Raw genomic sequence first — 20451 nt, forward strand, 5'->3', positions numbered from 1 at the left:
CGACTTCGTATCCCCGGGCGCCATGCGCATCCCGGGAACGGCACCGAGGAGTGGAGACATGACGCCCCCAGTTGCATCCCCGCAACCGCCGGCCGGAGCAGCCGTGGCCGCGCTGCCGGCCCGCTACAACGCGGCAGCCGACCTGCTCGGCCGCAACCTTGCCGCCGGCCGCGGCGCCAAGACCGCCTATATAGACGACACCGGTACGCTGAGCTTSGCGGCACTCKAGCAGCGTTGCCGCCGCTTCGCGTCGGCCCTGCTGGCCAGCGGCATACGCCCGGAGGAGCGCTTGCTGCTGTGCGCGCTCGACACCATCGATTTCCCCACGGCGTTCCTCGGCTGCCTGCTGGCCGGCGTGGTGCCGGTGGCCGTCAATACGTTGCTGACCGTCGACGACTACGCCTATATGCTGGAGCACAGCGGCGCGCGCGCCGTGGTGGTTTCGGCGCCACTGGCGGGCGTGCTGCGCCAAGCCGCCGCCAGGGCGGGCTGCGCGCCMGCATTTGTCCTCGCCGCGCCCGATGCCGATGATGACCGTGCCGCGCCGAGCGTGGCCGGCATGGCGGAGCAGGGCATCGCCCTGGCCGAGGCGGCCGCCACCCGCCAGGACGACATTGCCTTCTGGCTCTATTCATCCGGCTCCACCGGACGCCCGAAGGGCACGGTGCATACCCACGGCAACCTGTTCCATACGGCCGATCTCTATGCGCGCCAGGTGCTGGGCCTGCGCGAGGACGACGTGGTGTTTTCGGCGGCCAAGCTGTTCTTCGCCTATGGGCTTGGCAATGCGCTCACCTTTCCGCTTTCCGTGGGCGCCACCACCGTGCTGATGGCCGAGCGGCCCACGCCGCAGGCCGTGTTCCGCCGCCTGTGCGAGCAGCGCCCGACCGTGTTCTGCGGCGTGCCCACGCTCTACGCCGGCATGCTGGCGGCGGCCGAGCTGCCGCCGCGCGCGCAGGTCTCGCTGCGCGTGTGTACCTCGGCGGGCGAGGCGCTGCCCAGGGATATCGGCGACCGCTTCCTGGCGCATTTCGGCTGCGACATCCTCGACGGCATCGGCTCGACGGAGATGCTCCACATTTTCCTCTCGAACCGGCCCGGCGAGGTGCGCTACGGGACCACCGGCAAGCCGGTCCCGGGCTACGAGGTCAAGCTGCTCGACGAGGCGGGCCATCCGTGCGCGCCGGGCGAGATCGGCGACCTCTTCATCAAGGGACCCAGCGCCGCGCTGATGTACTGGGGCAACCGCGACAAGAGCCGCGACACCTTCGTGGGCGAATGGACGCGCAGCGGCGACAAGTACCTGCAGGACGCCGATGGCTATTTCATCTACGCGGGGCGCAGCGACGACATGCTCAAGGTAGGCGGCATCTATGTCTCGCCGTTCGAGGTGGAGGCCGTGCTGGCCCAGCATCCGGCGATACTCGAAGCCGCGGTGATCGGCGTGAGCGATGCCGACGGGCTGGTCAAGCCGAAGGCCTTCGTCGTGCCGCGGCCGGGCCAGCCCTGGCACGAGGGGATGGCCGCGGAGCTGCAAGCCTTCGTCAAGTCGCGCCTGGCGCCCTACAAATACCCGCGCCAGATCGAGTGCGTGGCGGAGCTGCCGAAGACCGCCACCGGCAAAATCCAGCGCTTCMGCCTGCGCCAGCGCGAAGAAGCCGCCGGCGCCGCCGAAGCCACCCGCCCGGCGCCGGCCGATGCGGGCTGACGGGCCGGGATCGGCAGCGCAAGGCAAGGACAGCGACGAGACAGCGACGAGACAGCGACGAGACAGCGACGAGACAGCGACGAGACAGCGACGAGACAGCGACAAGACAGCAACAACAGGCAGATGCATGCAAAGCGAGTTGGTTGAGATTCCCTTCGACGGCCGCCGTATCCGGGTGGAGGTGCAGTGGCTCAGGCCCGAACGGCGCGAACGCCCGCTGCTGGTCTTCCTGCACGAAGGCCTCGGTTCGGTMGGTTTGTGGCGCGACTATCCCGCCACGCTCTGCGAGGCCGGCGATTTTCGCGGCCTCGTGATCTCGCGCTACGGCTACGGCCGCGCGACGCCGCGCCCGGCCGAGGAAAAGTGGGGCGTCGATTTCATGCACCGCCAGGCGCGCGAGGCCTTGCCTGCGCTGTTCGATGCGCTGGACATCGGGCCTGGCCGCGGCCAGGGCGCGCCMTGGCTGTTCGGCCATAGCGACGGCGGCTCGATCGCGCTGATCCATGCGGCCAGCTTCCCCCAGGCGGTGGATGGCATCACCGTGCTGGCGCCGCACATCATCGTGGAAGACATCTCGGTCACCAGCATCCAGGCCACGCGCGAGGCCTACCTGCAGACCGACCTGCGCAGCAAGCTGGCGCGCTACCACGACGATGTGGATTCGGCCTTCTGGGGCTGGAACGACATCTGGCTCGACCCCRCCTTCCGCGCCTTCGACCTGCGCCCGCTGCTGGCACAACTGCGCTGCCCGGTACTGGCGGTGCAGGGCGAGGACGACGAGTACGGGACCATGGAACAGATCGAGGGTATCCATCGATATGCGCCGCAAACCGTGCTGCTTAAACTCKCGCGGTGCGGGCACTCGCCACATCGCGACCAGCCGGACCCGTTGACGCAGGCGGCAGTCCGGTTTATAACGACACATACTTCATACCTAAAATAATTTCGCGCCCCTGCGCGTCAGCCTGCGTTTCCTGCCATTGCGGTCATCCGTGGCGCCTTTGCGGCGCACGCCTGGCCGTCACGGTGCGGAGCCTGCCGGMGGGCGATGCATGCCACGGCGACGGAAGTCGGCTTGACCACCAGAGGAGACATCCATGCATCGCTTTACATCGCGCGGGCTGGCCCCCGCTTGCCTTGCCATCGCGGCATCCCTTGCCTTCGCCGGCGGCGCTGCCGCCCAGGGCACCGGCAAGATCAAGGTCGGGTTCATGCTGCCCTACACGGGCACCTACGCGTCGCTCGGCAATGCCATCGAGAACGGCTTCAAGATGTATGTGCAGGAGCAGGGCGGCAAGCTCGGCGGCCGGGAAATCGAATACTTCAAGGTCGACGACGAGTCCGATCCGGCCAAGGCGCCGGAGAATGCCACCAAGCTGATCAAGCGCGACCAGGTCGACGTGGTGGTGGGCACCGTGCATTCGGGCGTGCAGATGGGCATCGTCAAGGTGGCCAAGGAAAACAACACGCTGCTGATCATTCCCAACGCGGGCGTGGACGAAGCCACCGGCCCGCTGTGCGGCCCGAACATCTTCCGCTCCTCGTTCTCGAACTGGCAGCCCGGCTATGCCATGGGCCATGTGCTCGCCGATCGCGGCATGAAGAAGGTGGTCACGCTGACATGGAAGTACGCGGCCGGGGAGCAGTCGGTCAAGGGCTTCAAGGAGGCCTTCGAGGCCAAGGGCGGCAAGGTGGTGAAGGAGCTGAGCCTGCCGTTCMCCAATGTCGAGTTCCAGGCGCTGATCACCGAGGTGGCGTCGATCAAGCCGGACGCCGTGTTCGTGTTCTTCGCCGGCGGCGGCGCCGTGAAGTTCGTCAAGGACTGGGCCGCGGCTGGCCTCAAGGACAAGATCCCGCTGTACGCTTCKGGGTTCCTCACCGACGGCACGCTGGAGGCGCAGGGCCCGGCCGCGCAGGGCCTGGAAACCACGCTGCACTACGCCGACGGCCTGGCCAACCCGCGCGACCAGAGCTTCCGCCTGGGCTACGCCAAGACCTACAAGCTGCAGCCGGACGTCTACGCGGTGCAAGGCTACGACGCCGCCCAGCTGCTGGCCGCGGGGGCGAACGCGGTCAAGGGCRACATGGGCAAGAAGGCCGAGGTGATCAAGGCGATGGAGCAGACCCGGGTGGACAGCCCGCGCGGCTCCTTTACGCTGTCGAAGGCGCATAACCCGGTGCAGGACTTCTACCTGCGCAAGGTCGATGGCCGCGAGAACAAGATCGGCGGCATCGCCGTGAAGGCGCTGGCCGATCCGGCGCGCGGCTGCCGCCTCTGAGCGGCTGATGGCGGCTGACCGCCGCGGCCCGCCGATCGCGCGGTGGCGGGCCAAAGTCAGTTCCTCCGCGCCGCGTCCCCGCGCCAGCCGCGGGACGGCGCGGTCGCATACCGCAACTGCGTTGCCGCTTTGGCGCATGGGCATCCATGGATATCGTTTCCTTCTTCATACAGTGCCTTAACAGCATCCAGTACGGCTTGCTGCTCTTCCTCGTGGCGAGCGGCCTGACGCTGATCTTCGGCATCATGGGCGTGATCAACCTCGCCCATGGCAGCTTCTACATGCTGGGCGCCTACCTGGCCTTCACGCTGGCCGGGCTGACCGGCAACCTGCTGGTCGCCATCCCGCTGGGCATCGTGCTGGCGGTAGCATTCGGCTATGTGCTTGAGTGGGTGTTCTTCAGCTATCTCTATCAGCGCGAGCACCTGCAGCAGGTGCTGATGACCTACGGCCTGATCCTGGTCTTCGAGGAAATGCGCAGCATCCTGGTGGACGACGACGTCCACGGTGTCACCGTGCCGCCCATCCTCGACTGGGCGCTGCCGATCGGCAACGACATGACCTATCCGGTCTATCGCCTGTTCATCTCGGCGATCTGCMTGCTGGTGGCGGCCGCCATGTACGTGGTGATCCGTCGCACGCGCCTGGGCATGATGATCCGCGCCGGCGCCACCAACCGGGAGATGGTGCAGTCGCTCGGCATCAACGTGACGGTGCTGTACCGGTTCGTGTTCGCGCTMGGCGTGGCGCTGGCGGTGCTGGCCGGCATGATCGCCGCGCCGGTGTCCTCGGTCTACCCGGGCATGGGCGGCCACGTGCTGATCGTGTGCTTCGTGGTGGTGGTGATCGGCGGCATCGGCTCTGTCAAGGGCGCCATGGTGGCGTCGCTGCTGCTGGGTTTCGTCGATACCTTCGGCAAGGTGTTCTGGCAGGAGGCCTCGGGCGTGCTGGTCTACCTGCTGATGGCACTCATCCTGCTCTGGAAACCCCAGGGCTTGTTCAAGGCGGGGTAGGAAGATATGCCGAGCGATATCAATGCACTGGATGGCGCGCCGCGCGTGCGTGCCGGGGCCGTGCCCTGGCGCGGCGGGCTGGGCTGGATGGCGGTGTTCGCGGCGCTGGCCGTGATGCCGCTGCTGCTGGGCGCGGAAGGGCAGCGCTTCTATATCGAGCTGCTCAGCAAGGTCATGATCATGGCGATCTTCGCGCTGTCGCTGCAGCTGCTGATCGGCTACACCGGGCTGGTCAGCCTGGGACACGCGGCCTATTTCGCGGTGGCGGCCTACGCTACCGCGATACTGGCGCCGCAGGCCGGTCCCGGCAACGGCTGGCTGCTGCTGCTAGGCGCGCTCGGCGCGGCGGCGGCGCTGGCGCTGGTGGTGGGCGCGCTGGTGCTGCGCACGCGCGGCATCTATTTCATCATGGTCACGCTGGCCTTCGCCCAGATGGTGTTCTTCGTGTTCCACGACACCAAGATCGCAGGCGGCAGCGACGGCACCTATATCTATTTCCGGCCCGAGTTCGATCTGCTGGGCGCGCGTCCGTTCGACGTCAACGACGTCGCGCATTTCTACTGGCTGGTGCTCGGCGCGCTGGTGCTGACGGTGGCGGKGCTGGCGCTGTTGCTGCGCTCGCGCTTCGGCCACGCGCTGGTSGGCATCCGGCACAACGAGCAGCGCATGCGCGCGGCGGGCTATGCCACCTACCGCTACCAGCTCGGCGCCTTCGTGGTGGCCGGGACCTTCGCCGGGCTGGCAGGCTACCTGTATGCGATCCAGTATGGCTTCGTCAACCCGGAAATCGCATCCTGGCACCAGTCTGGCAATGCCATGCTGATGGTGATCCTGGGCGGGGCGGGCAGCCTGGCCGGCGCGGTACTGKGCGCCTTTTCCTTCGTCTTGCTGGCGGAATGGTTMAGCACGCTGACCAAGCACTGGCAATTGCTGATGGGCGGCTTCATCATCGTGGCGGTGGCCTTGCTGCCGCACGGGCTGATCAGCCTGGCGCGCGTGTTCGCGCGCCGCCGCCAAGGAGAATCGCGATGAACGCACCGGTCTTGTCGGCCCGCAAGCTGACGCGCCGCTTCGGCGGACTCACGGCAGTGGGCGACGTGGATATCGACCTCGCCCTGCATGAGATCCACGCCGTGATCGGCACCAACGGCGCTGGCAAGTCCACGCTGATCAATATGCTTTCCGGCGAGCTGCCGCCGTCCTCGGGCACCCTGCGGCTGCAGGGGCGCGATGTGACCGGGTGGGCGCAGCCGCGGCTGGCGCGCGAGGGCATTGGCCGCAGCTACCAGCGCAACAATATCTTCCTGCCGCTGACGGTGCGCGAGAACTGCCGMCTCGCGGCGCAGTCGCGCGCCCAGCGCGCATGGCGCCTGTGGGAGGGCGCGCAGCGCTGCCGCACCAGCCGGGCGCTGGGCGACGAGGCGATGGATTGCGCCGGCCTGGCCGGCTGTGCCGATACCTTGGCCGCCGCCTTGTCACACGGCCAGAAGCGCCAGCTGGAGGTGGCCATGTGCCTGGCCACGCAGCCCACCGTGCTGTTGCTGGACGAGCCGCTGGCGGGCATGGGCGCGGAGGAGTCGGCGCGCATGCTGGCACTGCTGCGCTCGCTGCGCGACGGCCACGCGGTGCTGCTCGTCGAGCATGACATGGAAGCGGTGTTCTCGGTCGCCGACCGGATCACGGTGATGGTCAACGGCACCGTGATCGCCTCCGGCGAGCCGGACGCGATCCGCGTCAACCGGGAGGTGCAACAGGCATACCTGGGGGAAGAGGACGACCACGGGGGAGCCCACGCAGGCGGGCAGCAGCGCGCGGCATGCAAGGAGCAGGCAGCATGAGCGAAATGATCGCAGCCACCGGCGTGAACGCCTGGTACGGCAGCAGCCATGTCCTGCGCGGCATCGATTTCAGCGTCGGCAAGGGCGAAACGGTGGGCTTGCTCGGCCGCAACGGCATGGGCAAGAGCACGCTGCTGCGGACCCTGCTCGGGCATGTGCGGCAGCGCCAGGGCACCGTCTTCGCCGGCGGGCGCGATGTCTCGCGTGCCCAGCCGTATGAGGTGGCGCGGCTGGGGGTGGCCTACGTGCCCGAGGGGCGCGGTATCTTCCCCAATCTCTCGGTGCGCGAGAACCTGGTGATGGCGGCCCGCAAGGGACCGTCCGGCCGGCTCGACTGGGACGAGGCCAGGGTGCTTGATCTGTTCCCCCGCCTCAAGGAGCGCCTCGCTCACGGTGGGCAGCAGTTGTCCGGCGGCGAGCAGCAGATGCTTTCGATCGGCCGCGCGCTCATGACCAATCCCGACTGCCTGATCCTCGACGAAGCCACCGAGGGCCTGGCACCGCGCATCGTGGCGGAAATCTGGCAGGTGATCGCCACCGTGCGCGCTACCGGCATCGCCTCGGTCGTGGTGGACCGCAACTTCCGCACCGTGCTGGCCAATGCCGACCGCGTGGTGGTGCTGGAGAAGGGCCTGGTGGTCATGAACGGGCCCGCGGCGGAGCTGTCCGCGCAGCCAGGCGTGCTGGACCGCTACCTCGGCGTATAGATGTGGATTAAGAGGCATGTTTTGTGGCGACGCAGCAACGGCATGCCCGCGCGGCCCTGCCAGGAATTGGTGCGCTGGCGCGCGCAAGCGCTTGACCGGGCGGGGCTTCCCTCGCATGCTTGACCAGTCACCGGCTCGAGGCAGGTTCTCAAGGCAGGATGCTCCCCAGTGGTCGTCTCCCGGCACTTCATCTAGAATGGCGCGCGTTTGTGCAATGCAATAGCGTGACGGGGTTCTGTTGCCCGTTTCGCACGTTTCGCCCGTTTCGCCTGTTTCGGCCGCTTTGCCAGTTCCGCCAGTCATGGCGGTCCGGCCAGGCGCCGGAAGCGTTGCGCGAGCCTTTCAACCAGACCCATATCCATGACCCAGACCGCAACCAGTCATTATTTCGTCGAAAGCCCTAGCAAGCGTGCACTGGTGATCGGCGCGATCGGCGTCGTCTTTGGCGATATCGGTACCAGCCCGCTGTACTCGCTCAAAGAGTGCTTCAGCGCCGAGCACGGCATTCCCTTCAGCGCAGACGCGGTACTGGGCATCATCTCGATGCTGTTCTGGGCCATGACCATCGTGGTGTCCATCAAGTACGTGATGTTCGTCATGCGGGCCGACAACGATGGCGAAGGCGGCGTGCTGGCGCTGATGGCGCTGGCCCTGCGCACGGCTGCGCCACGCTCCAGGACGGMCAAGATGCTGATGATGCTGGGCATCTTCGGCGCCTGCATGTTCTATGGCGATGCGGTCATCACCCCCGCCATTTCCGTGCTTTCCGCGGTGGAGGGGCTGGAGATCGCGGCGCCAGGCCTGTCGCATTTCGTMATCCCGATCACGCTGGTGATCCTGGTGGCGCTGTTCATGATCCAGCGCAGCGGCACCAGCGCGGTGGGCAAGCTGTTCGGGCCGATCATGATCGTCTGGTTCTTGGCCCTGGGCGCGCTTGGCCTGTATAACCTGGTGGGCGTGCCGTCGGTCCTGCTGGCCGTCAACCCGCTCTATGGCGTGCGCTTCCTGACGGAGCATTCGCTGCAGGCCTTCGTGGTGCTGGGCTCGGTGTTCCTGGTGCTGACCGGCGCKGAAGCCCTGTATGTGGACATGGGGCATTTCGGCAGGCGCCCGATCAGCTTGGGCTGGTTCGTGCTGGTGATGCCTTGCCTGATGCTCAACTATTTCGGCCAGGGCGCGATGCTCCTGCAGAACCCGGCGGCCATCCAGAATCCCTTCTACCTGATCGTCCCGGAGCCACTGCTGCTGCCGATGGTGTTGCTGGCCACCTGCGCCACCGTGATCGCCTCGCAGGCCGTCATCTCGGGCGCATTCTCGCTGACCAGCCAGGCMATCCAGCTTGGTTTCGTGCCGCGCATGCGCATCCGCTACACCTCCGCCGCCGAGATCGGCCAGATCTACCTGCCGGTGATCAACTGGATCCTGCTGGTCCTGGTCGTGGCCGTGGTGCTGGCATTCAAGAAGTCGGAGAACCTTGCCGCCGCCTACGGCATCGCGGTGACKACCACGATGGTKATCACCACCTTCCTGGCCGCCGTGGTGATGCGCAATGTGTGKAAGTGGAACCCCGTCCTGGTGACGGTGATCGGACTGACCTTCCTGCTGGTCGACCTGGCTTTCTTCGCGGCCAACCTGCTCAAGGTCGCCGAAGGCGGCTGGTTCCCGCTGCTGATGGGCGGCACCGCCTTCTTCCTGCTGATGACCTGGCACAGCGGCCGCAAGCTGCTGCGCGCCCGCAGCCTGGAAGACGGCATCCCGCTCGAGCCGTTCATCGGCGGGCTGCTGGCGCATCCGCCACATCGCGTCGAAGGCACGGCCGTGTTCCTGACCGGCAATACCGAATCGGTGCCGGTTTCGCTGCTGCACAATCTCAAGCACAACCGCGTGCTGCACGAGCGCGTGGTGTTCCTGAGCTTTGTCACGCGCGACATCCCCTTCGTGGAYGACGAYCAYCGCCTGAYCTGCAAGGATCTSGGCGGCGGCGTSTTYRTCCTCAAGTCCAARTACGGCTTCAAGGAGACCCCGGACGTGCAGCGCGTGCTGGATCTCGCGCAGCGCAAGCTCAATATGYAATTMGAGTTGATGGAAACTTCCTTCTTCATCGCCCGCGAATCGGTGATTCCCTCGAAGCTGCCGGGCATGTCGATGTGGCGCGAAAGCCTGTTTGCCTGGATGCATCAGAACGGCGCCAAGCCGTCTGACTTCTTCCAGATCCCGGCCAATCGGGTGGTGGAGCTGKGGACGAAGGTAGAGATCTGATCCGGTTCGGCGCCAGGAGCCCGGCATTTGATGCCCATGGGCTACAGAATACGGGCTTTCCGCCAATTTTGTAGCCCGAAGGCATCAGGATTGACCTTTTATTTTGTCGCCCACCGGCTACAATAAAACGGTTTTCGAACTGTTTTGATGCTCGGGGGCTACAGAATGACAACCATGGCCGATGTCGGCGAGATGCTTCGCGAGGTCCGCCGCKAAGCCGGCCTGTCCCAGCAGGAACTGGCCGACCGCGCCGGGGTGGCACGCACTACCGTCGCCCGCATGGAAACCCTCGCCCGCGGCGATATGAGCGTCTMCGCGCTGGTCAGGCTGCTCGAATCGGCCGGCTACGACCTCAAGGTGGTCAGGCATGGCCACGGCCGCACCCTCGACGACATCCTGGCCGAGCAGCGCGAGACGCCGCAATGAGGGTGCTGCCATGAGGCTCGATGTCCATGTCATGCGGCGGCGCGTCGCCACGCTCTACCGCGAGCGCGACGAATACGTGCTCAAGTATCTCGCGCAGGCACAGCCGCAAGACTTCGTCTCGCTTGCCATGCCGGTGCGCGAAGAGCCCTGGCGCTGGCCGCGCGACCTGCATCCCTTCTTTCGCCAGAACCTGCCCGAGGGCTTCCTGCTCAACCTGATCCGCGAGCAGTTCGGGCCTTTGCTCGACGGCACCGATCTGTCGCTGCTGGCGGTGGTGGGTGCCATGGGCATCGGCCGCGTCACGGTCACGCCGGAGGGCGTGGCGCCCGGCACGGAACTGCAGGGGCTGGACGTGCAGCGTATCCTGCACGGTGACAACACCGAAGCGCATTTCGCGGCCCTGGTCAGGGAATATGCCCGCGCGGCCATTTCCGGCGCGGTGCCGAAATTCATCGCGCCGGACGCGCGTGACGAGGAGGCGATGCCGCTTGGCAAGCCCACCTTGCGCACCAGCCGCTATATCGTCAAGGGATCGGACGACAGCACGCCGTTCCTCGGTTTCAACGAGTTCCATTCGATGCGCGTGCTCGAGCGCCTGGGCGTGGTGCCGGTGGCCGCCACGCGCATGTCGGACGATGGCCGCGCGCTGGTGGTCGAGCGTTTCGACGTGGATGAAGCGGGCCTGCCGGTGTACGGCGTGGAAGACATGTGCGGCCTGCTCGGCTTGCCGCCGCACGAGAAGTACGCTGCCACCACGGAGAAGGTGCTGGCGGCGGCCCGCTMCTACCTGGCGCGCGATGCCTTGCAGGCACAGATGGAACACCTGGCCTGGCATCTGCTGGTCAACTATGTGGTGCGCAATGCCGATTGCCACGCGAAGAACATCGCGCTGTACTACTCGGGCGTGGACGATGTGAGGTTCACCCCGGTCTACGACATCGTCACGACCCAGGCCTACCCGCGCTACGCCAGCAACCCGCCCGGACTCTTCATCGACGGACGCAAGACCTGGGCGGCAGGCAAGGCGCTGGAGCGGTTGCTGAACACACGCATGGGCATCGCGCCGCGCCGCTATGCGGCCATGGTCGAGGCGTTGTGCGATTCGGCGGTGGCGGTCGGCCATGAACTCATCGCGGCGTCGCGCAACGAGCCGCAATGGCGAGACGTGGCCAAGCAGATGCTGCACGCGTGGAACGACGGCATGGAGTCGCTGCGCAGCGCGCGCAGGAATGCCGGCTTGCGGCAACTGTCGCCKGCCATCGAGGCGGCCGGTTTCTCTGACCCGGAGCCGGCGCACAAGACGGGGACCGTGATCGGACGGTCCGGCCTGATGGGCAAGCGAGGGGGGCGGTAGCCCCCCGCCTTTCAGCGCTTGAGCTTGGCGAAGGCGGCCGCCATCGCGCCGCTCGGCTCGGCTTCCCGGCGTCCGCCGCCAGCGCCCTTGTTCTGGCCCTGGCGCGGCGCGTTGCCGCGCTCGCCCTGGCCGGCACGCGCCGGGCCCTGGCCGGGTTCGTCGTCGAGCCGCATGCTCAGCCCGATCCGGTTGCGCTTGACGTCCACCTCCATCACCTTGACCTTGACGATCTGGCCGGCCTTGACCGCCTCGTGCGCATCCTTGATGAACTTGGTGGACAGCGCCGAGATGTGGACCAGGCCATCCTGGTGCACGCCGATATCGACGAACGCGCCGAAGGCGGCCACGTTGGTGACCACGCCTTCGAGCACCATGCCCGGCTGCAGGTCCTTGATGTCTTCCACGCCGTCCTGGAAGGTGGCGGTCTTGAACTCGGGGCGCGGATCGCGGCCGGGCTTTTCCAGCTCGGACAGGATGTCGCGCACCGTCGGCAGGCCGAAGGTCTCGTCGGTGAAAGCCGTCGGCGACAGGCCGCGCAAGGCTTCGCGGTTGCCCATCACGTCGGGCAGGCCCTTCTTGATGTGTTCGAGGATGCGCGTGACCACCGGGTAGGCTTCGGGGTGGACCGAGGAACGGTCCAGCGGGTTGTCGCCATCGTTGACGCGCAGGAAGCCGGCGGCCTGCTCGAAGGTCTTGTCGCCCAGGCGCGGCACCTTCTTGAGGGCATCGCGGTTGGGGAAGGCGCCGTTGGCGTCACGGTAGTCGACGATATTGCGCGCCAGCACCGTGTTCAGGCCCGACACGCGCGCCAGCAGCGGGGCCGAGGCGGTGTTGACGTCCACGCCCACGGCGTTCACGCAATCCTCGACCACGGCGTCCAGCGCGCGCGCCAGCTCGCGCTGGTTGACGTCATGCTGGTACTGGCCCACGCCAATCGACTTGGGGTCGATCTTCACCAGTTCCGCCAGCGGGTCTTGCAGGCGGCGCGCGATCGAGACCGCGCCGCGGATCGACACGTCGAGGTCGGGGAATTCCTTGGCCGCCAGCTCGGATGCCGAGTAGACCGAAGCGCCTGCCTCGCTGACCACGATCTTGGTCAGCTTGGCTTCGGGCAATTGCTTCATGAGGTCCTGCACCAGCTTGTCGGTCTCGCGGCTGGCGGTGCCGTTGCCGATCGAGACCAGCATCACGTTGTGCTGGCGGGCCAGGCGCGCCAGCGTGGCGAGCGAGCCGTTCCAGTCGCGGCGCGGCTCGTGCGGGTAGATGGTGGCGGTGTCGATCAGCTTGCCGGTGGTGTCGACMACGGCGATCTTGCAGCCGGTGCGGATACCCGGGTCGATGCCCATCACGGACTTCGGGCCCGCCGGCGCGGCCAGCAACAGTTCATGCAGGTTGCGGCCGAACACCTTGATGGCCTCGTTCTCGGCGCTCTCGCGCACCTGCGTCAGCAGTTCGGTTTCCAGGTGCGGCTGCACCTTGACGCGCCAGCACCAGCGGCAGACGTCGCCGAGCCACTTGTCGGCCGGGCGGTTCTGGTTCTGGATGCCGAAATGGCGCGCGATCATGCCTTCGCACGGATGCGGCACCAGCGCGTCCTGTTCTTCGCCGAGGCCCAGCTTGACCATCAGCACGCCGGCATTGCGGCCACGGAACAGCGCCAGCGCGCGGTGCGACGGCACGGTGCGGATGGTTTCGCTGTACTGGTAGTAGTCGCGGAATTTTTCTTCTTCGGCGTTTTCCTTGCCTTCCATCACGGAAGAACTGACCAGGCCGTTGCTMCACAGGTGCTCGCGCAGCTTGCCGAGCAACTCGGCGGTCTCGCCGAACTGCTCGGAGAGGATGTCGCGCGCGCCGTCCAGCGCGGCCTTGACGTCGGGCACGCCGCCGTCGGCGGTGGGGTTGCCGTTGACGTATTTGGCGGCCTCGGCCTGCGGATCCAGCGTGGGGTCGGCCAGCAGCGCCTGGGCCAGCGGCTCCAGCCCGCATTCGCGTGCGATCTGGGCGCGCGTGCGGCGCTTGGGCTTGTAGGGCAGGTAGAGGTCTTCCAGCGTCTGCTTGGTCTCGGCGCCTTCGATGGCGGCGCGCAGCTCGGGCGTGAGCTTGCCCTGTTCCTCGATGGAGGCCAGGATGGCGGCGCGGCGCTCTTCCATCTCGCGCAGGTAGAGCAGGCGCTCTTCCAGCGTACGCAGATGCGTGTCGTCCAGGTTGCCGGTCACTTCCTTGCGGTAGCGGGCGATAAAAGGCACGGTCGCGCCTTCGTCGAGCAGTTCAACGGCCGCCGCMACCTGGCGGGGCTGGACGGACAGTTCGGCCGCGATGAGCGACACGATCTTTTGCGTGACGGAAGCTGGCAGTTTGGACATCAGGAAAACAGTCAGTCGAAAGCGGGGCATTTTGCCACAAGCGCGACGCGGCGAGACGCGGTGCGCGCAAGCCGGCGTGGTGCCGCCACGCCGGCATGCGGCCGGCGTGATATCAATGCGGCCCGGGTGCGGCCCCGGTGCGGCCCCAGTGGGGCAACAAGCAGGCCGGATGTTAGAATCGGGGCATGATCGTCAAGCCACATCCGGCCGCTTGCGCGCCCGCGTTCCCAGCCCTTCGCGCTACCCGCGCGGCGACCCGCATGCCTCGCTCGCTGCGGGCTCACTTCATCCTGCTGGTTGCCAGCGCGGCAGCCTTGCTGGCGCCGGTGCCGGGCGCCGCGCAGAGTGCTGCGCCTGCCGCCGAAGCTGCAGCGCCGCAGGCGCCGCCCCGGGACTTCGCCGCCGAGCGCAAGGCCATCAACGATTCGCGCGACTGGACCAACTACCGCTACGGCCAGGCGGCGCACGATTGCTACGCCAAGTTCTTCGTCACGCACTGCGTGGACAAGGCCAAGGACGTGCAGCGCGCGGAACTGCAGGTGCTGCGCAAGCGCGAGCTCGAGGTGGGCGATGCGGAGCGCGCGTTCAAGGCGGTCGAGCGCGATCGCGAACAGGCCATCCGGCGTGCCGAATACGAGGCCGATCAACCCAAGCGCCAGGCCAACGAGCAGGCCAGCCGCGCGAGCTTCGAGCGCAAGCAGCAGGAGCAGCAGCTGCGCGACGCCGAGCACCAGGCGGGCGCCCCGCAGCGCGCAGCCAATGCGCAGGCCTATGACAAGAAGCAGGCCGACTTCGATGCCCGCGTCAGGCAAGCGCAGGAGCAGGGCGCGCAGAAGGCGCAGCAGCGGCAAGAGAACGTAAAGGCCTTCGAGGCCAAGCAGCACGACGCCGAACAACGGCAGAAGGATGTCGACGAGCGTCGCGCCAAGGCCAAGGAGCAGCAAGGGCCGGCGTCCGCGCCGCGGCCCTTCGGTTTCTGAGCGGTGCGAGCCGCGCCCACGGCCGGGGGCAATACCGGCGACAATAGCCTGATTGGCGACAACAGCCGGTGCCCGACACCATGCCGGCCCGCCGGCGCCAGCGCCGGCATTGAGCGGGGGAGCCCATGGACCGCAATCTGAATACCCTGGAGCGACAGATCATGGAGTTGCAGATCGAACATCGCGATCTCGACTACCTGATCGACCGCATGGCGGCTGACGCCACCCATGACGAACTGCAGATGCGGCGCCTGAAAAAGCGCCGTCTCAAGCTCAAGGATGCGATCACGCTGCTCCAGTTGCAGCTCGAGCYGGACGTGCCGGCCTGACCTGATCACCTTGCCATTCCTCTCATCCCCGGGCCGGCGCTGAGCCGGCTCGCCAGAAAGCCTTGCCTTGCCTGCTTCCGAAGACATTCCAGACGCGCCGGCMGMCGCCCTGACGCCCGCGCCGAGCGACGCGCACGGCGGTGCCGCCAGCGGCACCGGCGCCGCCGTGCCTGCCGGCAACGCGGCCGCCCAGGCGGCCCAGCTTGCCACCATCTTCGCCAAGACCGGCACGCTGGCGCAGGCCATCGAGGGCTATCGTCCGCGCGATGCGCAGGAGCGCATGGCCGCGGCCGTGGCAGGTGCGATCGAAACCAGCGACACCGTCATCGTCGAGGCCGGCACGGGCACCGGCAAGACCTTTGCCTACCTGGTGCCCGCCATGCTGTGGGGCGGCAAGGTGATCCTTTCGACCGGCACCAAGAACCTGCAGGACCAGCTCTTCCTGCGCGACATTCCCACCGTGCGGCGGGCGCTCAATGTGCCCGTGTCGGTCGCCCTGCTCAAGGGGCGGGCCAACTACCTCTGCCACTACCATCTGGAACGCGCCGAGGCCCAGGGCCGGCTGGCATCGCGCCAGGACGCGGCGTGGCTGCGCGAGATCGCGCGCTTCGCCAAGGTCACCGCTTCGGGCGACAAGGCCGAACTGGCCTCGGTGCCGGAGAATGCGCCGGTCTGGCAGCTCGTCACCTCGACGCGCGACAACTGCCTTGGCACGGAGTGCCCGAACTACAAAGAGTGCTTCGTCATGCGTGCCCGCAAGGAGGCGCAACAGGCGGACATGGTGGTGGTCAACCATCACCTGTTCTTTGCCGATGTGGTGCTGCGCGATACCGGCATGGCCGAGTTGCTGCCGGCGGCCAACACGGTGATCTTCGACGAAGCCCATCAGCTGCCCGAAACCGCCACGCTGTTCTTCGGCGAGAGTCTGTCGACCAGCCAGTTGCTGGAGATCGCGCGCGACACCGTGGCCGAGGGCCTCTCGCACGCGCGGGACGCGGCCGACTGGGTGCGCATTGCCGCGCCGCTGGAGCGCGCCGCGCGCGACCTGCGGCTGGCCTTCACCAAGGACAATGCGCGCCTGGCGGTCAGCCAGATCGAGGCCGACCCCCGCATCAGCAAGCCGTTCTTCGAAACGCTGGACGCGCTGGAAGCCGCGCTGGGGGAATTCGTGGCCTTGCTCGAGAGCCAGGCCGAGCGCGCCGAATCGCTCGAACAGTGCCATCGGCGCGCGGTGGAGCTGGAGCAGCGCCTGGCTGCCTGGCGCAGCGAGGCCAAGGCCGCGCCGAAACCCGCGCCGGCCGGCGACGAGGCTGCAACCGCTGCCGCGCCGGAAGCCGCCTTCGGGCCGGACACGGTGCGCTKGGTGGAGGTGTTCTCCCATACCGTGCAGCTGCACCGCACGCCCTTGTCGATCGCGCCGATCTTCACTCGCCAGCGCGAAGGGCATCCGCGGGCCTGGGTCTTCACCTCGGCTACGCTGTCGGTGAAGGGCAATTTCAGCCATTACGCCGCGCAGCTCGGCCTGGACAAGGACAAATCGCTGACCCTGCCCAGCCCCTTCGACTATGCGGAGCAGGGCCTGCTCTACGTGCCGCGCKATCTCCCGGCGCCGCAGTCGCCGCAGTTCACCGACGCCGTGGTGCAGGCCGCGCTGCCGCTGATCGAGGCGGCCGGAGGGCGGGCCTTCCTGCTCTGTACCACGCTGCGCGCGGTACAGCGTGCTTCGGACCTGCTCTATGACGCCTTCGCCGAGCGTGGCCTCGAACTGCCGCTGCTGGTGCAGGGCCAGGCCAGCCGCACCGAATTGCTCGACCGTTTCCGCGAACTGGGCAATGCCGTGCTGGTTGGCAGCCAGAGTTTCTGGGAGGGGGTGGATGTGCGTGGCGAGGCGCTATCGCTGGTGATCATCGACAAGCTGCCGTTTGCGCCACCCGACGATCCGGTGCTGGCCGCSCGGATGGARGTGCTGCAGAAGAAGGGCCTGAGTCCGTTTGCCGTGCATCAGCTGCCACACGCGGTGATCACGCTGAAGCAGGGCGCGGGGCGCCTGATCCGCTCGGAGACGGATCGCGGCGTGCTGGTGATCTGCGACACGCGGCTGGTGGAGAAGCCCTATGGCCGCCAAATCTGGCAAAGCCTGCCGCCGTTCAAGCGCACGCGCGAGGCCGAGACGGTGATCCATTTCCTGGAAACGCTGCGCAATGGCGGCGAGCCCGCGCAGGCSGTGGAAGACGCGGTCGGCGCCGGTGACGGCGATGCATCACCCGCCGACTGAGGCCGGCGGGGACAACGAAAATAAAAAAGCCCGATCGGAATCGGGCTTTTTTGCGGCCGGGTGGCTGACTTTCAGAACACTTCCCACCAGGACTTGTCCTTGCGGCGCTCGCCGTACTTGATGTAATCGCTGTTMGGGAAGTTCTTTTCCATCACGCGGGCGGTGTCGTCGCGCAGATCCTTCATGCCCAGCGAATCGTACGAGCGGATCATGATGTACAGCGCTTCCTCGTTGGCCGGCGCGCCGTCATAGTCCTTGAGMGCCTGCTGGGCCCGGTTGGCGGCGGCCAGGTAGGCGCCGMGGCGGTAGTAGTAGCGTGCCGCATGGACCTCATGCTGTGCCAGCGAATTCACGATGTACTGCATGCGTGCCGCGGCGTCGGGCGTGTACTTGCTTTCCGGGAAGCGCGAGACCAGTGTGTTGAACGCGTCATACGCGGCGCGCGCGGCCTTCGGGTCGCGCTCGCTGAGATCCTGGCCGGAAAAGCGGCCCAGCCATCCCAGGTTGTCGTTGAAGTTGATCAGGCCCTTGAGGTAGTAGGCGTAATCGATATTCGGGTGGCTMGGGTGCAGCTGGATGAAGCGATCGACCGAAGCCAGTGCCGCGGCGGTCTCGCCATCCTTGTAGTTGGCATAGGCGGTATCGATCTGTGCCTGCTGCGCGAAACGGCCGAACGGGTAGCGGCTTTCGAGCTTTTCGTACAGCTTGACTGCGCGGGTAAAGTCACCTGAATCGAGGGCTTCCTTGGCTTCASAATATAATTTGTTAGCCGACCAGCCGGCAGTCTMGTCTGGTTGATCCGACAGCAGGCCGCATGCCGACAGCATGACGCAGCCGCCTGCGAGCAGAATCGCTCCAATTCTTGCGCGCCAGCTGGCGCGCTTCATGCTCATCAATTGCATGGGCAACGTATCCCGGATGAAAAATAGCATCAAGCATTATAGCCCAAGCCCCTTGCCCGAAACCGCGGCCAAGGGCCCCACACAGCAAGCCGAGGATCTTGCCGACACCTTGAACGAGGTGGAGGATCTCGAAGACCTGGTCGACGTGGCCGCGCTGGACGGCCTGCCGGCCGGCGCGCAGCTGTCGCCGATCGAGACCGAAATGCAGCCGGTGTCGTTCGATGTCGATAGTGCCTCACATGGAGAGCGCCTCGACAAGCTGCTGGCCCGCCATCTCAGCGGCTTCTCGCGCAGCCGCCTGCAGCAATGGATCGAAGGCGGCTCGGTGCTGGTCAACGGCACCGCGCGCCGTTCGCGCGATGCCGTGCAGATGGGCGAGCGCATCGAGGTCCGGCCCCAGGTCGCGCCCGAATCGCGCGCCTTCGTGCCGGAAGACGTCGAACTGGACGTGGTGTACGAAGACGCCACGCTGCTGGTCATCAACAAGTCCGCCGGCCTGGTTGTCCATCCGGCTGCCGGCAACTGGAGCGGGACCGTGCTCAACGGCCTGCTGCATCGCTATCCCGAGGMGGTGGGACTGCCGCGTGCGGGCATCGTCCACCGGCTCGACAAGGAAACCACGGGGCTGATGGTGGTGGCGCGCACGCTGACCGCGCAGACGGACCTGGTGCGGCAGTTGCAGGCGCGCACCGTCAAGCGCCGCTACCTGGCGCTGGTGTGGGGCACGACGCCCGACTCCGGCACCATCGACGCGCCGATCGGCCGCGATCCGCGCGAGCGCACACRCATGGGCGTGGTATTGACCAACAGCGGCAAGCCTTCGCGCACGCATTTCCGCACGCTGGGCACGGTGCCGCTTGGACGCGGCAATGTCTCCATGGTCATGTGCCAGCTCGAGACCGGACGTACMMACCAGATCCGCGTGCATTTCGAATCCATCGGCCACCCGCTGCTCGGCGACACGGTCTATCACCGCGCCGCCACGCGGCGCGGCCAGCGTCCGGCCATCAAGGCGCCGCTGCCCGTGCCGCTGGGCCGTCAGGCCCTGCACGCATTCCGGCTCGGGCTGGTGCACCCAGTCACGGGCAAGGACATTTCGTGGGAGGCGCCGCMGCCCGACGACCTGCAGGCGCTTATCGACGTCCTCGACTTCGAAGGCGACGATGCCGACGATGAGGACGATGGCTGGGTGGAGGGCGAAGACGGCGTGTGGGTGTACGGCGATGACGACTGACCCCGCCTGGCTGGTGCCTGACTGGCCGGCGCCCGCGCGCGTGCGCGCGCTGTCGACCACGCGCCAGGGTGGCCTGAGCGTCAGCCCCTATGGCCTGGCGGACGGCAGCCAGGGCGGGCTGAACCTGGGCACGCATGTGGGCGACGACCCCGCGGCCGTGGCCGGCAACCGTGCGCGCCTGGCGGCGCGGCTGCCCAGCGCGCCGGCATGGCTGGAGCAGGTGCATGGCTGCGCCGTCGCGAGCGGGGACGAATTCGCCGGCGGCGATGCCGTGGTGCCGAAGGCTGACGCAAGCATCGCCACGACGCCGKGCCGCGTTTGCGCTGTGATGACCGCCGACTGCCTGCCGGTGCTGCTATGCGACCGTGCCGGCACCGTGGTGGGCGCGGCGCATGCCGGCTGGCGCGGGCTGTGCGCGGGCGTGATCGAGGCCACGCTGGCAGGCATGAGCACCCGGGCCGGACCGCAGGCGCGGTGGCTGGCGTGGCTTGGGCCGGCCATCGGGCCGCAAGCGTTCGAGGTGGGGGCGGAAGTGCGCCAGGCTTTCCTGGCCGCGGCACTGCCGCAGGAGATGGCTGCCGTCGAGGCGGCTTTCCGTCCCGGCGCGCCCGGGAAATACTTTGCCGACATCTATGGCMTGGCCCGGACCCGGCTGGCCCGTGCCGGCTGCGCCGACGTGCATGGCGGCGATACCTGCACCGTCACCGACGCGCAGCGCTTCTATTCCTACCGCCGGGACGGCGTCACCGGCCGCATGGCCAGCCTTGTCTGGCTGGCCGCCTGA

Annotated in this window: 17 protein-coding genes; 15 read left to right on the top strand and 2 right to left on the bottom strand. The window is 67.3% G+C overall.

Features of this window, described 5'->3' with window-relative positions; all coding sequences use genetic code 11:
• Positions 1 to 58: 58 nt before the first annotated feature.
• From AC1DKV_RS24160 to AC1DKV_RS24205, 10 genes are all read left to right on the top strand, one after another.
• Positions 59 to 1708, top strand: a complete 1650-nt coding sequence (locus tag AC1DKV_RS24160; RefSeq protein WP_477138158.1) for a benzoate-CoA ligase family protein — start codon at positions 59 to 61, stop codon at positions 1706 to 1708.
• Between the two features lie 127 nt (positions 1709 to 1835).
• On the top strand, positions 1836 to 2651 hold the full coding sequence (locus tag AC1DKV_RS24165; RefSeq protein ID WP_477138159.1) for an alpha/beta fold hydrolase: 816 nt from the start codon (positions 1836 to 1838) through the stop codon (positions 2649 to 2651).
• A 154-nt stretch (positions 2652 to 2805) separates the two neighbouring features.
• Positions 2806 to 3987 carry an ABC transporter substrate-binding protein gene (locus AC1DKV_RS24170; RefSeq protein ID WP_477138160.1) on the top strand — a complete coding sequence of 394 codons (1182 nt, stop codon included), beginning with the start codon at positions 2806 to 2808 and terminating at the stop codon, positions 3985 to 3987.
• 146 nt (positions 3988 to 4133) lie between these two features.
• Positions 4134 to 5000: a branched-chain amino acid ABC transporter permease gene (locus AC1DKV_RS24175; RefSeq protein WP_477138161.1), complete on the top strand. Its 867-nt coding sequence runs from the start codon at positions 4134 to 4136 to the stop codon at positions 4998 to 5000.
• Between the two features lie 87 nt (positions 5001 to 5087).
• Positions 5088 to 6032, top strand: a complete 945-nt coding sequence (locus AC1DKV_RS24180) for a branched-chain amino acid ABC transporter permease (RefSeq protein ID WP_477138177.1) — start codon at positions 5088 to 5090, stop codon at positions 6030 to 6032.
• Positions 6029 to 6838, top strand: a complete 810-nt coding sequence (locus AC1DKV_RS24185) for an ABC transporter ATP-binding protein (protein ID WP_441616059.1) — start codon at positions 6029 to 6031, stop codon at positions 6836 to 6838. The genes AC1DKV_RS24180 and AC1DKV_RS24185 overlap by 4 nt, the downstream gene beginning before the upstream one ends.
• A complete protein-coding gene (locus AC1DKV_RS24190) occupies positions 6835 to 7545 on the top strand; it encodes an ABC transporter ATP-binding protein (RefSeq protein ID WP_441616057.1) in 711 nt (236 codons plus the stop codon). The genes AC1DKV_RS24185 and AC1DKV_RS24190 overlap by 4 nt, the downstream gene beginning before the upstream one ends.
• A 360-nt stretch (positions 7546 to 7905) precedes the next feature.
• Positions 7906 to 9804 (top strand): potassium transporter Kup, encoded by a 1899-nt coding sequence (locus tag AC1DKV_RS24195; RefSeq protein ID WP_477138162.1) that lies wholly within the window; start codon positions 7906 to 7908, stop codon positions 9802 to 9804.
• A 165-nt stretch (positions 9805 to 9969) separates the two neighbouring features.
• A complete protein-coding gene (locus AC1DKV_RS24200; RefSeq protein ID WP_477138163.1) occupies positions 9970 to 10230 on the top strand; it encodes a helix-turn-helix domain-containing protein in 261 nt (86 codons plus the stop codon).
• 10 nt (positions 10231 to 10240) lie between these two features.
• Positions 10241 to 11584 carry a type II toxin-antitoxin system HipA family toxin gene (locus AC1DKV_RS24205; protein WP_477138164.1) on the top strand — a complete coding sequence of 448 codons (1344 nt, stop codon included), beginning with the start codon at positions 10241 to 10243 and terminating at the stop codon, positions 11582 to 11584.
• Between the two features lie 11 nt (positions 11585 to 11595).
• On the opposite strand, the gene AC1DKV_RS24210 is transcribed toward AC1DKV_RS24205, so the two are convergent.
• Positions 11596 to 13947 (bottom strand): Tex family protein, encoded by a 2352-nt coding sequence (locus tag AC1DKV_RS24210; protein ID WP_477138165.1) that lies wholly within the window; start codon positions 13945 to 13947, stop codon positions 11596 to 11598.
• 260 nt (positions 13948 to 14207) lie between these two features.
• Between AC1DKV_RS24210 and AC1DKV_RS24215 the strand changes: the two genes are divergently transcribed.
• The 3 genes from AC1DKV_RS24215 (at position 14208) to AC1DKV_RS24225 (ending at position 17531) form a co-directional block, all read left to right on the top strand.
• Positions 14208 to 14927, top strand: a complete 720-nt coding sequence (locus AC1DKV_RS24215; protein WP_441616047.1) for a hypothetical protein — start codon at positions 14208 to 14210, stop codon at positions 14925 to 14927.
• Between the two features lie 125 nt (positions 14928 to 15052).
• Positions 15053 to 15256, top strand: coding sequence for a DUF465 domain-containing protein (locus AC1DKV_RS24220; RefSeq protein WP_477138166.1), 204 nt, complete (start codon positions 15053 to 15055; stop codon positions 15254 to 15256).
• A gap of 67 nt (positions 15257 to 15323) precedes the next feature.
• Positions 15324 to 17531: an ATP-dependent DNA helicase gene (locus AC1DKV_RS24225; protein ID WP_477138167.1), complete on the top strand. Its 2208-nt coding sequence runs from the start codon at positions 15324 to 15326 to the stop codon at positions 17529 to 17531.
• A 71-nt stretch (positions 17532 to 17602) separates the two neighbouring features.
• Here AC1DKV_RS24225 and AC1DKV_RS24230 read toward each other — a convergent pair whose 3' ends face one another.
• Positions 17603 to 18433, bottom strand: coding sequence for an outer membrane protein assembly factor BamD (locus AC1DKV_RS24230; RefSeq protein ID WP_477138168.1), 831 nt, complete (start codon positions 18431 to 18433; stop codon positions 17603 to 17605).
• 16 nt (positions 18434 to 18449) lie between these two features.
• Between AC1DKV_RS24230 and AC1DKV_RS24235 the strand changes: the two genes are divergently transcribed.
• Positions 18450 to 19667, top strand: coding sequence for an RluA family pseudouridine synthase (locus tag AC1DKV_RS24235; protein WP_477138169.1), 1218 nt, complete (start codon positions 18450 to 18452; stop codon positions 19665 to 19667).
• Positions 19657 to 20451: a peptidoglycan editing factor PgeF gene (pgeF, locus tag AC1DKV_RS24240; protein WP_477138170.1), complete on the top strand. Its 795-nt coding sequence runs from the start codon at positions 19657 to 19659 to the stop codon at positions 20449 to 20451. The genes AC1DKV_RS24235 and pgeF overlap by 11 nt, the downstream gene beginning before the upstream one ends.

This window comes from Cupriavidus sp. 05T41, assembly GCF_056396525.1.

Coding starts and splice junctions, on each gene's coding strand:
- AC1DKV_RS24190 (WP_441616057.1), top strand. CDS start 6,835: ATGAGCGAAATGATCGCAGCCACCGGCGTGAACGCCTGGTACGGCAGC.
- AC1DKV_RS24215 (WP_441616047.1), top strand. CDS start 14,208: ATGCCTCGCTCGCTGCGGGCTCACTTCATCCTGCTGGTTGCCAGCGCG.